At 63.7% G+C, this 13,087-nt stretch carries 13 protein-coding genes; all 13 read left to right on the top strand.

Annotated features, from left to right (window positions below; translation table 11 throughout):
• The first annotated feature begins 10 nt into the window (after window positions 1-10).
• The 13 genes from H4F98_RS01580 (at window position 11) to H4F98_RS01520 (ending at window position 12,855) form a co-directional block, all read left to right on the top strand.
• Window positions 11-637: a cation efflux transmembrane domain-containing protein gene (locus H4F98_RS01580; protein ID WP_182684922.1), complete on the top strand. Its 627-nt coding sequence runs from the start codon at window positions 11-13 to the stop codon at window positions 635-637.
• Window positions 638-697: 60 nt separating this feature from the next.
• Window positions 698-1,123: a hypothetical protein gene (locus H4F98_RS01575; protein WP_182684921.1), complete on the top strand. Its 426-nt coding sequence runs from the start codon at window positions 698-700 to the stop codon at window positions 1,121-1,123.
• 65 nt (window positions 1,124-1,188) lie between these two features.
• Window positions 1,189-2,469 carry a TolC family protein gene (locus H4F98_RS01570; protein ID WP_182684920.1) on the top strand — a complete coding sequence of 427 codons (1,281 nt, stop codon included), beginning with the start codon at window positions 1,189-1,191 and terminating at the stop codon, window positions 2,467-2,469.
• Window positions 2,466-3,680, top strand: a complete 1,215-nt coding sequence (locus H4F98_RS01565) for an efflux RND transporter periplasmic adaptor subunit (RefSeq protein WP_182684919.1) — start codon at window positions 2,466-2,468, stop codon at window positions 3,678-3,680. Before H4F98_RS01570 ends, H4F98_RS01565 begins: the two co-directional genes overlap by 4 nt.
• Before the next feature lie 30 nt (window positions 3,681-3,710).
• Window positions 3,711-6,824, top strand: coding sequence for an efflux RND transporter permease subunit (locus H4F98_RS01560; RefSeq protein WP_182684918.1), 3,114 nt, complete (start codon window positions 3,711-3,713; stop codon window positions 6,822-6,824).
• On the top strand, window positions 6,821-7,141 hold the full coding sequence (locus H4F98_RS01555) for a P-II family nitrogen regulator (protein ID WP_182684917.1): 321 nt from the start codon (window positions 6,821-6,823) through the stop codon (window positions 7,139-7,141). Before H4F98_RS01560 ends, H4F98_RS01555 begins: the two co-directional genes overlap by 4 nt.
• Before the next feature lie 27 nt (window positions 7,142-7,168).
• Window positions 7,169-7,492: a P-II family nitrogen regulator gene (locus H4F98_RS01550; RefSeq protein WP_182684916.1), complete on the top strand. Its 324-nt coding sequence runs from the start codon at window positions 7,169-7,171 to the stop codon at window positions 7,490-7,492.
• Window positions 7,492-8,388 (top strand): cation diffusion facilitator family transporter, encoded by an 897-nt coding sequence (locus H4F98_RS01545; protein ID WP_182684915.1) that lies wholly within the window; start codon window positions 7,492-7,494, stop codon window positions 8,386-8,388. Before H4F98_RS01550 ends, H4F98_RS01545 begins: the two co-directional genes overlap by 1 nt.
• Before the next feature lie 43 nt (window positions 8,389-8,431).
• On the top strand, window positions 8,432-10,147 hold the full coding sequence (locus H4F98_RS01540; RefSeq protein ID WP_182684914.1) for a phosphoethanolamine transferase: 1,716 nt from the start codon (window positions 8,432-8,434) through the stop codon (window positions 10,145-10,147).
• Window positions 10,148-10,260: 113 nt separating this feature from the next.
• Window positions 10,261-10,635 (top strand): ArsR/SmtB family transcription factor, encoded by a 375-nt coding sequence (locus H4F98_RS01535; RefSeq protein ID WP_246372748.1) that lies wholly within the window; start codon window positions 10,261-10,263, stop codon window positions 10,633-10,635.
• A complete protein-coding gene (locus tag H4F98_RS01530; protein ID WP_182684913.1) occupies window positions 10,632-11,150 on the top strand; it encodes an arsenate reductase/protein-tyrosine-phosphatase family protein in 519 nt (172 codons plus the stop codon). The genes H4F98_RS01535 and H4F98_RS01530 overlap by 4 nt, the downstream gene beginning before the upstream one ends.
• Window positions 11,151-11,163: 13 nt before the next feature.
• Window positions 11,164-12,198, top strand: coding sequence for an ACR3 family arsenite efflux transporter (arsB, locus tag H4F98_RS01525; RefSeq protein ID WP_182685203.1), 1,035 nt, complete (start codon window positions 11,164-11,166; stop codon window positions 12,196-12,198).
• A gap of 90 nt (window positions 12,199-12,288) precedes the next feature.
• Window positions 12,289-12,855, top strand: coding sequence for a hypothetical protein (locus tag H4F98_RS01520; RefSeq protein WP_182684912.1), 567 nt, complete (start codon window positions 12,289-12,291; stop codon window positions 12,853-12,855).
• Window positions 12,856-13,087: the final 232 nt, after the last annotated feature.

Genomic DNA, 13,087 nt, shown 5'->3' with positions numbered 1-13,087 from the left:
GATCCAGGCCATGAGTGATTGCGGCTGCCATCACGAAGCCAAGAATGTTGCTGAGCGTCGGGTGTTGTGGATTGCCCTGGTACTGAATGCGGCCATGGCGGTCATTGGCGGTGTGACCGGCTGGATCGCACAGTCCGCCGGCCTGCTGGCCGATGCGCTGGACATGCTCTCCGACGCCACAGCCTATGCGATCGGATTGATTGCCATTGGGCGGACCGCTCGTTTCAAGGCCAATGCGGCCTGGCTGAGCGGCAGCGTGCTGCTGGTGCTCGGTGTGGGAGTATTGATCGAAGTGGGGCGTCGCGTGCTGCATGGCGCCGAGCCGCTGAGTGGTTGGATGATCGGCACCGCGTTGTTGTCGCTTGCGGTGAACGTCTACGTGCTGCGCTTGCTGGCGCCGCTGAAGTCCGGTGAGGTGCATTTGCGAGCAACCTGGCTATTCACCCGCGCGGACGTGGTGGCCAACATAGGCGTGATTCTCGCCGGCGTGCTGGTGCTATGGCTAGGCTCGCCCTATCCGGACTTCATCATCGGCACCCTGATCGGCCTGTACGTCATCAAGGAGGCTGTGGAAATCCTCGGTGACGCACGGCGGGCGCGTCAGAAGGCGCGGAATCGCGGCAGTGCAACCGAGTAAGGCCATGCTGCCCTGGCCCCGCCGCTCGCCCGCAGACGCCTTCCGAGAAGGCGCTGCCTGATGCAATTTCATAACACCCCCGCCGGCCGGTATCATGCGCCGATGCTTGCGACCGCTCCCAGCACCATGCTTGGCCGCCTACGCGCTTCGGCGCGGCTGGCGGCGCTGGTGCTACTGGTATTCGCGATGAAGATCGGCGTAGTCGCCGCCTGCGCCCAGCACGACTTTGCCCTTTTGGGGCTGGGGACTGATTCCACCCACCAGTTGATCGTGAATTCTGTGTCGGACACGGATGGCGCAGACCCGGCCCAAGGCACGTTGCCGCAGGGTAGCGCCTGCACGCACTGTAGCTGCCCCCATGCAGTGGCCGTCCCGGTGACGCCCCACACCATGGCAACAGCCCTGCCACACGCACGGTTTGGCTATGCCGTGTCGGCCAACCGCAGTGCACCGGTGCTCCTGGAGCTTCGACCTCCCATCGTCTGATCGACATTCCATCATCCCCCCACTCGCCATGCGTGGGAGGTCCCGTCGATTCAGAGGATTGATTCATGCCTGTTTTCCATTCGTCACGGCGACGTTTCGTCGTGCGTGCGGCCGTCGCTCTGCTGGCGATCGGCTCTTGGCTCACCCCTGCCTGGGCCGCTGACGCCAGCACCGCTCCGCCCGCCATCCGTCAAGCGCTGCAAGCCGCTTGGCAGCAGCACCCGTCTTACCGGGCGACCGAGGCGCAGTTGGCCGCCGCCCGTGCCCGCCTGACCGCCGCGGGACAGCCGCTGTACAACCCGGAGCTGGAGCTGTCCAGCGACGATGAAGGCACCGAGCGTACGAACAGTGCCGGCCTGAACCTGACCTTGGATCTGAGCGGCAAACGTCGGGTCCGGCGCGATGCCGCCAGCGCCCGTGTCGATCAGGTCACGGCCGAAGCGCGGGTGCGCCGACGCGATTTCGCCCGGCAGTGGTTCGCCGGTTGGGCTGACCTGCAGACGGCGCAGCAGCGCGTGCGTACCGGCGAACGCCGGTTGGCGTTGGTGACCCGGTTTGCCGAACTGGCCGAGAAGCAATTCACGGCCGACGACATCTCCGGCCTGGAGCGCGATCTGGCGCTGCTCGCCCGGGATGAGGCGGAGGCGGAACAGGCGCAGTTGCTGGCCGACCAGGCCGATGCCGAAGCCCGCTTCCGCACGGTCGGCGGAACGTCCGAGTGGATCGCCGGCACGGCGCTGCCGACCGATCTGCTGCCGGCCCCGGAAACCGCCGTTGATGGTGTCGAGTCTCTGCCGGACTGGCAGGCCGCGCAGGCCGCGGCCACCGCCGCCGAACGCGAGGTCACGGTGGCGCGCCGCAACCGTATCGCAGACCCGACCGTAGGCGCCTATGGCGGGCGCAAGGAATACGACGTTGGCGGCCTGACCGACAATGTCGTCGGGGTCACCCTCACCATCCCGCTGTTCGTACGCAATTCGTACCGCGCCGAAGTCGTTGCCGCCCAGGCCGATGCGGACGTGGCGCAGGCCGATCTGCAGCGGGTGCAACTGGAACTGGAAGCCGACCGCCGCCGCACGATTGACAGCTATGCCGCGGCGTTCGCGGCTTGGAAGCGATGGAAGAATAGCCGCGGTACCGATGTGGACCGGCGCGCCAACCTGTTGGAAAAACTCTGGCGCGAGGGCGAGCTGTCCACCGCCGACTACCTGCTGCAGCTCAAGCAGACCCTCGACACGCAACTGGCCGGTGCCGAACTCGAAGCGCGCCTTTGGCGCCACTACGCTGATTACCTTGCCGCCACCGGCCAGCTCGAACGCTGGGCCGGCCTGGAGGGCACCCCATGAGAACCCTACTGATGACCCCGTCCCGACTGATCATGCTGCCGCTTGCTGCGGCATTGCTGCTGGCGATTTCCGCCTGCTCGAAAACGCCCGAAACTGAATCGGCCCAGGCGCCTACCGCCGAACATGCCGAGTCGAGTGAAGCCGATCATGCCGAAGGTGCGGAAGCGCACGCTGAAGCAGGCGAAGAAGGCGAAGCCGCCGAGCCAGTGAAGATGGACGAGGCCGCGCTCAAAGCCGCCGGTATCAAACTGCAGACGCTGCAACCGTCCTCGCTCAGCGAGGAACTGCGTGCACCGGGCGAAGTGGTCGACAGCGCCTATGGCACGACCTTGATCACGCCCCGCGTCGAATCGCTCGTCGTCCGCCGGCACGCCAAGCTCGGTGACGAAGTGCGCGCCGGCGCGCCGTTGGTGACGCTGGCCAGCGTTGAGGTGTCCGACGCGCAGGCCGATCTGCGCATTGCCGAACAGGAGTGGCGGCGTGTCTCGGCCTTGGGGCGCGAGGCCGTTGCCGGCCGCCGCATCAACGAAGCCAAGGTGGCAGTCGAGCGTGCCCGCGCCAAGGCGCAGGCCTACGGATTGCCCGGCACATCGAGTGGGAGCGTCAATGGTCAATTCACCCTGACCGCGCCGCATGCCGGCCGCCTCACCGAGGACGATTTTGTCGTCGGCGAGCGCATTGAGCCGGGCAAGGCGCTGTTCCGACTGGTGGACGAGTCGACCGTCTGGGTGGATGCCAAATTGCCGTCCGGCACGGCCTCCCGCATTGAGGCCGGAAGCGCGGCAACCATCGTGGTGGGTGGGGAGCATCTTGTCGGCAAGGTGCTACGTAGCGCCCATCGCACGTCCGAAGCCACCCGCAATGCTTCAGTCCGGGTCGAGGTGCCGAACGAGGGCGACCGTCTGCATGGCGGCGATTTCGTCGAAGTGTATTTCGAGGCCGCTCCTGCGGCTAACACGGACAACAAATCCGCCACGCAGCTAGCCGTCCCAACCGATGCATTGGTGCAACTTGAAGGTGAAACCGTGGTGTTCCGTCGCAACCGCGCTGGGGCACTCGAACCCGTGCCGGTGCGCGTGGGTGAAGTGATCGGCGATCGCACCGTCATCCGCGAAGGGTTGAAGGCAGGCGACAACGTCGTGGTCGCCGGTGCGTTTGCGGTCAAGTCGCAGATTCTCAAGGCGCAACTGGGAGAGGGTCATGGTCATTGATCTCTCCCTCGTGATACGCGGAGGTGCGCCATGCTGAATCGCCTGGTCGAACTTTCCCTGCGCTACAAGTTTCTGGTGCTGATCGCCTTCGCGGTGGTGGCCTTCCTCGGCATCAGCGCAGTGCGCAACGTGCCCATCGACGCCTTCCCGGACGTCACGCCCGTCCAGGTCAACGTCTACACCGAGTCCCCCGGCCTGGCCGCGGAGGACATCGAACTTCTGTTGACGACCCCGATCGAATCGGCGCTCGCCGGTCTGCCGAAAGTGCAGGAAATCCGATCGGTCAGCCTGTTTGGCCTGTCCTATGTCGCCGTCTATTTCGAGGACGACATGGACATCTATTTCGCGCGGCAGCTGGTCAACGAGCGACTGCAGGAGATTGGCGATCGACTGCCCGAAGGCTATGGCAAGCCGAGCATGGGGCCCAATACCTCCGGTCTGGGTCAGGTGTTCTGGTACACGGTCGAGCGTGCTCCGGGCGTCAGCAAGGATCAGGTCACCGACATGGACCTGCGCACCTGGCAGGAATGGACGGTGCGCCTGATCCTGCGCACCGCGCCTGGTGTGGACGATGTCTCCTCCTGGGGCGGCGGCGAGCGCGAGTATCAGGTCCAGATCGATCCGCAACGGCTCTATGCGCGTGGACTGGGGTTTGGCGACGTGATCAACGCGATTCCGGCCAACAACGGCCAGGTCGGCGGCAACGTCATGGACGTGGGGCGCGAACAGTTCCTTGTTCGTGGCCTGGGCCTGTTGCGATCTACCAAGGATATCGGTGAGATCGTGCTCAAGGCCGAGGATGGCGTGCCGGTGTATTTGCGCGATGTGGCCACCGTGGTGGAAGCCCCGGCGCCGCGCTTTGGTGCGGTGACCCGCGACGGCGAGGAAGTCGTGCTGGGCATGGCCCTGGCGCGCATCGGCGAGAACGCCAAGGACGTGGTCGAAGCGGTCAAGGGCAAACTCGATGTCGTACGCGATGCGTTGCCCAAGACGATGGTGCTCAAGCCGATCTACGAGCGCACCGACCTGGTCAACAAGGCGGTGGGGACGGCGACTCGCGCGTTGATCGAAGGCTCGATCCTGGTGGCGATCATCCTGTTCCTGTTCCTGGGCGAACTGCGCTCGGCGCTGGTTGTGATCGTGACGTTGCCACTGGCGATGCTGATTGCCTTCATCGGGATGGGCCAGGTTGGCCTGTCGGCCAACCTGATGTCGCTGGCTGGATTAGCGATCGGCATCGGCATGATGGTCGACGGCGCGGTGGTGATGGTCGAGAACGCCTTCCGGATCATGGCCGAGCGTCTCGAGCACGGCGAGAAGGTCGACAGGACCTCCGCGGTGCTGGCGGCGGCGAAGGAAGTGGCCAACCCGATTACGTTTGCGATCGGCATCATCATCGTCGTGTTCCTGCCGCTGTTCGCGCTGGAAGGACTCGAAGGCAAGATGTTCAAGCCGATGGCTTTCAATATTGCCTTCGCAATGGCCGGTTCGCTGATCCTGAGCCTGACCCTGATCCCGGTGCTGGCCTCGATGATCCTCAAGCCCAAGCCGGAGCGCGATACGTGGCTGGTCGCCAAAATCAAACGCGGCTACCGGCCGCTGTTGGACAAGGCGCTGGCACGCAAGCGGGTGGTCGTGGTCAGCGCCGTCGTCGCACTGTTGGCGAGCCTGGCGCTGTTCCCGTTCCTGGGCAAGGAGTTCATGCCGCAGTTGCAAGAAGGCTCGATCATGTGGCGCGTCACGGGCATCCCGTCGACTTCGCTGAACGAATCGATCAAGACCAGCAACACCATTGCCAAGGCATTCGAGCAGTTTCCGGAGGTCGAGACCACGCTGGCGATGATCGGCCGCGCCGAGAAAGGCGAAACTGCCGACGTCAACTACATGGAAATCTACACCGCCCTCAAACCCGAGGACGAGTGGAAGTCCGGCCGAAACATCAAGCAACTCGAAGAAGCCATGCAGGAGACGCTGGAGAAGGTCGTGCCCAACGTGGTGCCGGGCTACACCCAACCGATCCAGATGCGCGTGGAGGAATTGATCTCGGGCGTGCGTGCGACCTTGGCGCTGAAACTCTATGGCGAAGACCTGGAGGAACTCGACCGCATCAGCGGCCAGCTCAAGACTGTCCTCGGCAAGGTGCAAGGGGTGGCCGATCTGTCGCTGGAGGCCAATGTCGGCAAGCCGCAGATTCGCATCCAGGTCGATCGGGATGAACTGGCCCGTCACGGCATGAATGCCGAGGAAGTGCTCACCATCGTCCGCAATGGCCTGGGCGGTGAGCCGGTGAGTGTGCTGCTCGATGGCGTGAAGCGGTTCGACATCGCGGTGCGGTTGAGCGATGCGACTCGCGATTCGGTCGAGGCTTTGCGGAAGATCCCGTTGCGCACGGCCACCGGTGCCTTGGTGCCGTTGTCGGAGGTTGCTGACGTGAGCGTGGCCGAAGGCTACTCGTTCGTCCGCCGCGAGCAACTGCAGCGCTATGCCGTGATCCAGATGGACGTGCGCGGCCGAGACGTCGACGGTTTCGTCAAGGAGGCTGAGGCCGCGATCAAGCAGCAGGTGACACTGCCCGCAGGTTACTGGATCGAGTGGGGCGGCGCATTCGAGAACCAGCAACGCGCCTTGGCGAAGTTGGCGTTGATCGTGCCGATCACGATCTTCTTCATCTTCGTGCTGCTCTACACCGCGTTCAACTCGATCAAGTACGCTGCGCTGATCCTGGCCAACGTGCCGTTCGCCACCATCGGCGGCTTGCTCGCACTGTTTGTCACTGGCCAGTATCTGTCAGTGCCCTCCGCGATCGGCTTCATCGCGGTGTTCGGCGTGGCCATGCTCAACGGCATCGTGCTGGTGAGCTTCCTCAACGAGTTGCGCGACAAGGGCCGATCGGTGCGTGAGGCTGTGATCCAGGGCACAGCCTTGCGGTTGCGGCCGGTGCTGATGACCGCCAGCGTCGCGATCCTGGGCCTGGTGCCGATGCTGCTGTCCAGCGGCGTCGGCGCCGAGACCCAGCGTCCGTTGGCGACGGTGGTCGTGGGCGGATTGATCAGCTCAACGTTTCTGACGCTGATCCTGTTGCCCGTCTTGTACGAATGGCTGGAAAACCGCGCTGAGCGCAAAGCACAGGAGACCGCTCCATGAAACAGATCAAGGCGTTCGTGCACCGCAACCGGGTCTCTGATCTGATCCACGCACTGGAGGCTGCCGGTTTCCAGCGACTGAGCCTGTTCGACGTGAAAGGCCTGCTGCGCGCACTCAGTGCGCGCGAGCAGCAGTACTCGGTCGAGTTGGGCGACAAGGTCATCAATGAAATACAGATGGAGTTGTTCTGTGAAGACGATGACGTTGCCAAGGCGGTCGAAATCTTCCGGACAGTAGGGCGTACCGGCCACGCAGACGCGGGCTGGATCTACGTCAGTACGATCGAACAATCGATGCCGATCAACGACACGCCATGAGCGTGTGGGCACATGAGGGATACCACCATGAAACTGATCGTCGCATTCGTCCATTCCTCCCACGCCGGGCCGGTTGTGCGTGCGCTTGAGCAGGCGGACCTGTACCACCTTTCGCTCAGCCGGGTGCACGGCGTCGTGCAACCAGACGCGGCCATCGTACGAGCGGACATGGGCTCGGAGGGTGAGTTGGAGGTTCGACTGGAGGCCTACTGCGAAGACGCGCATTTTGAGCAGGTCGTCGGACTGATTCGGGAAAAAGGACATGTTGGCGGCCTCCCCTCGGGGGCCGTCTTCGTCCACCCGGTGGACCACGCCTGGCCGGTGAGTCAAGCAGCCGCAGGAGAACGGTGATGGGCGCAGGGCACGATCACGGCACCAGCGAGATCAAGCACGAGAAGCCACTCTGGTGGGCCTTCGGTTTGACCGCATCGTTCCTGATCGCCGAAGTCGTCGGTGGCTTGCTGACCAATAGCCTCGCATTGCTGTCCGACGCGGCGCACATGATGACCGACGTCATCGCGCTGGCGATCTCGCTGTTCGCGGTACGGCTGAGCCGACGTCCACCGGATGCCAAGCGTACCTACGGGTATGCCCGCATGGAGGCCATCGGCGCGATGATCAACGGCGGGCTGCTGTTCGTCGTGGCCGGCTACATCCTGTGGGAGGCAGCGGGTCGCTTTCGGCAGCCGCCGGAAGTGGCCTCCGGAGGCATGCTGGTGATTGCGACCATCGGGCTGGTGGTGAACCTGATTTCGATGCGCCTGCTCAAGGCTGGCAGCGGCACCAGCTTGAACGTGCGTGGCGCCTACCTGGAAGTCTGGAGCGACATGCTAGGGTCGGTGGGCGTCATCATAGGTGCGCTGATCATCCGCTTCACCGGCTGGACCTTGGCTGATCCGATCATCGCCGCGCTGATCGGCCTGTGGGTGCTGCCGCGCACGTGGACGTTGCTGCGTCAGGCCGGCCATGTGTTGATGCAAGGCGTGCCGGCGGGGATGGAACTGGAGTCGCTCCGATCCATGCTGGTGTCTCATCCCGGCGTGCGCGAGATCCACGATCTGCATGTGTGGGCACTGGGATCGCAGCAGCCGGTCCTGACCGCCCATGTAGTGTTACAGGACGCCGGCGTGGATGCCGAGCAGATGCGAGGTGCGCTGGCCGAGGCGCTGAAGGAGCAGTTCAACGTCCATCACGCCACGCTGCAGGTGGAATTGACGCCATGCGGGGAGGCGCATGGTCATGCGTGAAGCGCGGGATGCGCGTCGGACCGAGTGGTTGAGAGTGGATGGGATGGCTGACGGCATGATGGAGGCCCGCCGTCCGCGGTGGCTCCCGTGGACCGGTCGGCGCCCCGAACTGAGCTCAGAAGGTCTGGCGCTGTTGGCGAGCGCGTACTTCGCCGTCACTGCCAATGGCGCGTTTTGGCGTGCCGCGTCCGCCGCCGGCGACCTGTCCGGACCGACAGGCTGGCTGACCGCCGCGTCGCTGTTCGTGGCCATCTTTGCCGTGCACGCAGCGCTGCTGTGCCTGCTTCTGACGCGCTGGACGGCTAAGCCGGTGCTGACGATGCTGCTGCTGACCACGGCGGCAGCAAGCTACTTTGCCAGCGCCTACGCGGTGCATCTTGACCCGGGTATGGTGCGCAACGTGTTGGGCACCGACAGCCGCGAGTCCGCAGAGCTGTTGACGCCGGCGCTGATCGGCATGATGTTAGCCTACGGTTTGTTGCCCGCGGCGTTGCTGTGGACGGTGCGGATCCGACGCACGTCTTGGTGGCGAGCGCTGATCCAGCGCGTCCTCACGGTCGTCGCCCTGACCGCGTTGGCGGTAGTGGCCTTGCTGGTGGCGTTCCAGGATGTGTCGTCGTTGATGCGCAACCACAAGCCCCTGCGCTATCTGATCGCACCGGGCAATTACCTGTCCTCGTTGGGGCGGGTGTTGCTGGGCGATATGGGCGAGCCGAAGGGCCCGCGCCAAGTGGTAGCGGCGGACGCGCGACTGGCCGGCCACACCCCGACGACCAAGCCGCACTTGCTCGTGATCGTGATCGGCGAAACGGTGCGCGCCCAGAACTGGGGCCTCAACGGCTACGCACGCCAGACTACACCGCAACTCGCAAAACGGGACGTAATCAACTTCCGTGATGTCACCGCCTGTGGCTCGAACACCGAAGTGTCGGTGCCGTGCATGTTCTCGGTGATCGGACGCCGCGGTTACGACCGGTCCCTGATCCGCCAGTCCGAGTCGCTACTGCACGTGCTGGAACGCGCCGGCATCAAGACCCTGTGGCGGGACAATCAGACCGGCTGCAAGGGCGTCTGCGACGGCTTGGCGTTCGAGTCGTACCGGCAGCTGCGCAACAATCCGCTGTGCGACGATCGGACCTGCCGCGACGTCATCATGCTGGAAGGGCTGCACGAGGCCATCGACACCAACCCCGGCGATGTGGTGGTCGTGCTGCACCAACTGGGCAACCACGGTCCCAGCTATTTCCGACGCTATCCGCCGGCCTTGCGTGTGTACCGGCCCGACTGCACCAGTCCCGACCTAGGGGCATGTACGCAGCAGGAGATCGTCAATGCCTACGACAATGCGATCCTGGCGACCGACGATTTCCTGGCGCGCACGGTCGATCTGCTGGCCCAGGACGCCAATCACGACACCGCGCTGGTCTACGTGTCCGATCATGGCGAATCCCTGGGCGAACGCAATCTTTACCTGCATGGACTGCCGTACGCCTTGGCGCCAGAAACCCAGGTCAAGGTGCCGATGGTGATGTGGCTGTCGCCAGGAATGGCGGCAGATCGCGGCGTGGATGCCAGATGCCTGAAGCAACAGGCCACCCAGCCGGTCAGCCACGACTACTTGTTCCACTCGGTACTCGGGCTGCTGCAAGTGTCAACTCGCGAATATGACCCTGCGTTCGACATCTTCGCACCTTGCACAGTGCGCACGGCGGCTGCGCAGATTGTGAACGATGATTTCAATGCCGTTGCCGCACCCTGACGGCGGTAACCCTCCCACTGACGCTATGCGCGCATAGCGCCGCCTTATGTTCGAGATGGGGGGTTGGATTCGGGGCGATTGCTGTTCGATATTAATTCTATTATTCTAGAATAATGAAAACGAATCAGGCAATCACCGCGTTGACGGCGCTGGGCCACGCCACCCGGCTTGCAATCTTCCGATTGCTGGTCGAAGCCGGACCGGACGGCCGCATGGCAGGCGAAATCGGCGAGGCGTTGGCCGTACCCGGCGCCACCCTGTCCTTCCACCTGAAGGAACTCGTGCATGCCGGCCTGATCGGCAGCGAGAGCCGGGGCCGCAACGTCTGCTACAGCGCCAACTTCGATGCCATGAATGCGCTGGTCGCCTACCTGACCAACAACTGCTGCGCAGGCTCCCAGGATGCAAGCTGCAGCCCCGGCGCGGCGACCATCTGCGCTGCTGACCGCAACCCCAGACCGCCCCCAATCAAGGAACCCACCCCGTGAAGCGTCGCGTCCTATTCCTCTGCACCGGCAACTCCGCCCGCAGCGTTCTTGCCGAGGCCACGCTCCGCGCCTGGGCCGGCCATCGCTTCGAAGTGTTCAGCGCCGGCAGCCAGCCGACCGGCACGGTCAATCCCTTCGCCCTGGGCCAACTGGCGGCCGAGGGCATCGCCACGGCCGGCCTGCGCAGCAAGTCCTGGGACGAGTTCGCGACGGTGGATGCGGCGCCGATGGACCTGGTGGTGACGGTCTGCGACTCGGCCGCGGCCGAAACCTGCCCCATCGTGTTCGGCGACTTCCTGCGCGCGCACTGGGGGCTTCCCGACCCGGCCGTGGTGGAGGGCAATGACGAGGACAAGCGAGAGGCGTTCCGCCAGGCTCACCGCATCGTCAAGGCGCGCCTGCAGGCGCTGCTGGCGTTGCCGGCCGAGGCCTGGGACGACCATGCAACTCTGAAGGAGTCGCTCGATCGTATCGGCTTCGTGCAGCCTGACGACGAGGGGTCCGTCGATGGCTGAGGCAGCGCCCCGCATGGGGTTGTTCGAACGTTACCTGACCCTTTGGGTCGGGCTGTGCATCGTGATCGGCACCGGTCTGGGGCACTTCCTGCCCGACACCTTCGCAAGCCTTGGCCGCATGGAGGTTGCCAAGGTCAATCTGCCAGTAGCTGCCCTGATCTGGCTGATGATCATCCCGATGCTGCTGAAGGTCGACTTCGGCGCCATGCGGGAGGTAGGCAAACACTGGCGCGGGATCGGCGTCACCCTGTTCGTCAACTGGGCGGTCAAGCCGTTCTCGATGACCCTGTTGGGGTGGTTCTTCCTCCGATATGTGTTCGCCGACTGGCTGCCACCCGACCAGGTCGACTCCTACATGGCCGGCCTGATCCTGCTGGCGGCCGCGCCGTGCACCGCGATGGTGTTCGTGTGGAGCAACCTGTGCCGCGGCGATGCGAACTTCACCCTGAGTCAGGTCGCGCTCAATGACGCCATCATGGTGGTAGTCTTCGCGCCGCTGGTGGCGCTGCTGCTGGGGCTGTCGTCGATCACCGTGCCCTGGGACACGCTGGCGCTGTCGGTCGGCCTGTATATCCTCGTGCCGGTCGCGGTTGCCGTGCTGCTGCGCCGCTGGCTGCTGGCCAATGGCGGGCAGGCGAGGCTCGATGCGGTGCTCGCGCGGCTAGGGCCGGTGTCGCTGGTCGCGCTGCTGGCAACGCTCCTGCTGCTGTTCGGATTCCAGGGTAGGCAGATCATCGAGCAGCCGCTGATCATCGCGATCCTGGCCGTGCCGATCCTGATCCAGGTGTATTTCAACTCCGGTCTGGCCTACCTGCTCAACCGCAGGCTCGGCGTCGCTCATTGCGTGGCTGGACCTTCGGCGCTGATCGGCGCAAGCAACTTCTTCGAACTGGCAGTCGCCACGGCAGTGGCCCTGTTCGGCGTGCAATCGGGCGCGGCGCTGGCCACGGTGGTGGGCGTGCTGATCGAGGTGCCGGTAATGCTGTCGGTGGTCAGGATCGTCAATCAATCCCAGCCCTGGTACGAGCGCCGACTTCGGTCGTCATAGTCCGAGCGGGCGAGTCTCAGGATGCCATTTGGCATACTGCCTAACGGATCGTTAGCCATCACACCAAATATGACTAGACACTCCAACTATTTGAGCATCAGGCATCGAGCCAAGCCCATACCATACGGCGGTGACGGAGTACTGCGAGAGGATGGCGACGCCAACTATGGCTTTAAGTACGTCAAAGGCGATGAGGCCGCGCTCCGCGCCATACCTGAGCTAGCTAAGGACTCGGCCTTGCTTGATCTGGCGCTTGCAATCAATTCTCATCAGACAGGCTTGTTCTCGGTAGGCTGCGTAAGTGGGCCTGTCGACGACGATCAAGGACATCGAGACTCCGGATATATTGAGTTCGCAATAAACTCTAAGTCCGCTATTGCCGACGCAAAGAACTACTTTCCAATATTCTTCCACTTCGATCGCTTCTTGCACACTTCTAATTTTTCCGCACCAACTTCGTTCAATTGGGAGCTGGAAGGCGCAACATTCACGGAATATGGTAATTCGTCTGGTTTTACTTGCACAATTTTTATCAACACGGGCTACTCCGCTACACGCGAAGAGGCCACACACATCTGGGCTAAGTCGCTAGGAGCGCTCGCTCACTTTTTGCAGAGCGTGCCTTCTGAGAGCAGTGACTTCATCTACCCGCAGTGATGGCTAACAGTTCATGTATGGACTCCTCCGTCAAGCAGGGCTGCCTTAGCTGATCTTCGATCGTCGGGAAGTGGTGCGGTTGCAGTCGTGTATTCGGCCTTGGGGTGGACGTTGATCGTCCGGGCCATCATGGAATCCGCGGCGCAGGGGCCTATCGTTCAAGCGGCCTGATGGGCCGGAATTGTTATCGGCGTTGCCTGCACCGGGACCGAACCCTTCGCCATGATCGAGA

Origin of the sequence: Marilutibacter spongiae, assembly GCF_014145325.1 — a bacterium.
GTDB classification, from domain to species: Bacteria; Pseudomonadota; Gammaproteobacteria; order Xanthomonadales; family Xanthomonadaceae; genus Marilutibacter; species Marilutibacter spongiae.
Note: the sequence above shows the minus strand (reverse complement) of the source record. Positions and strands in the feature narration are given on the sequence as shown.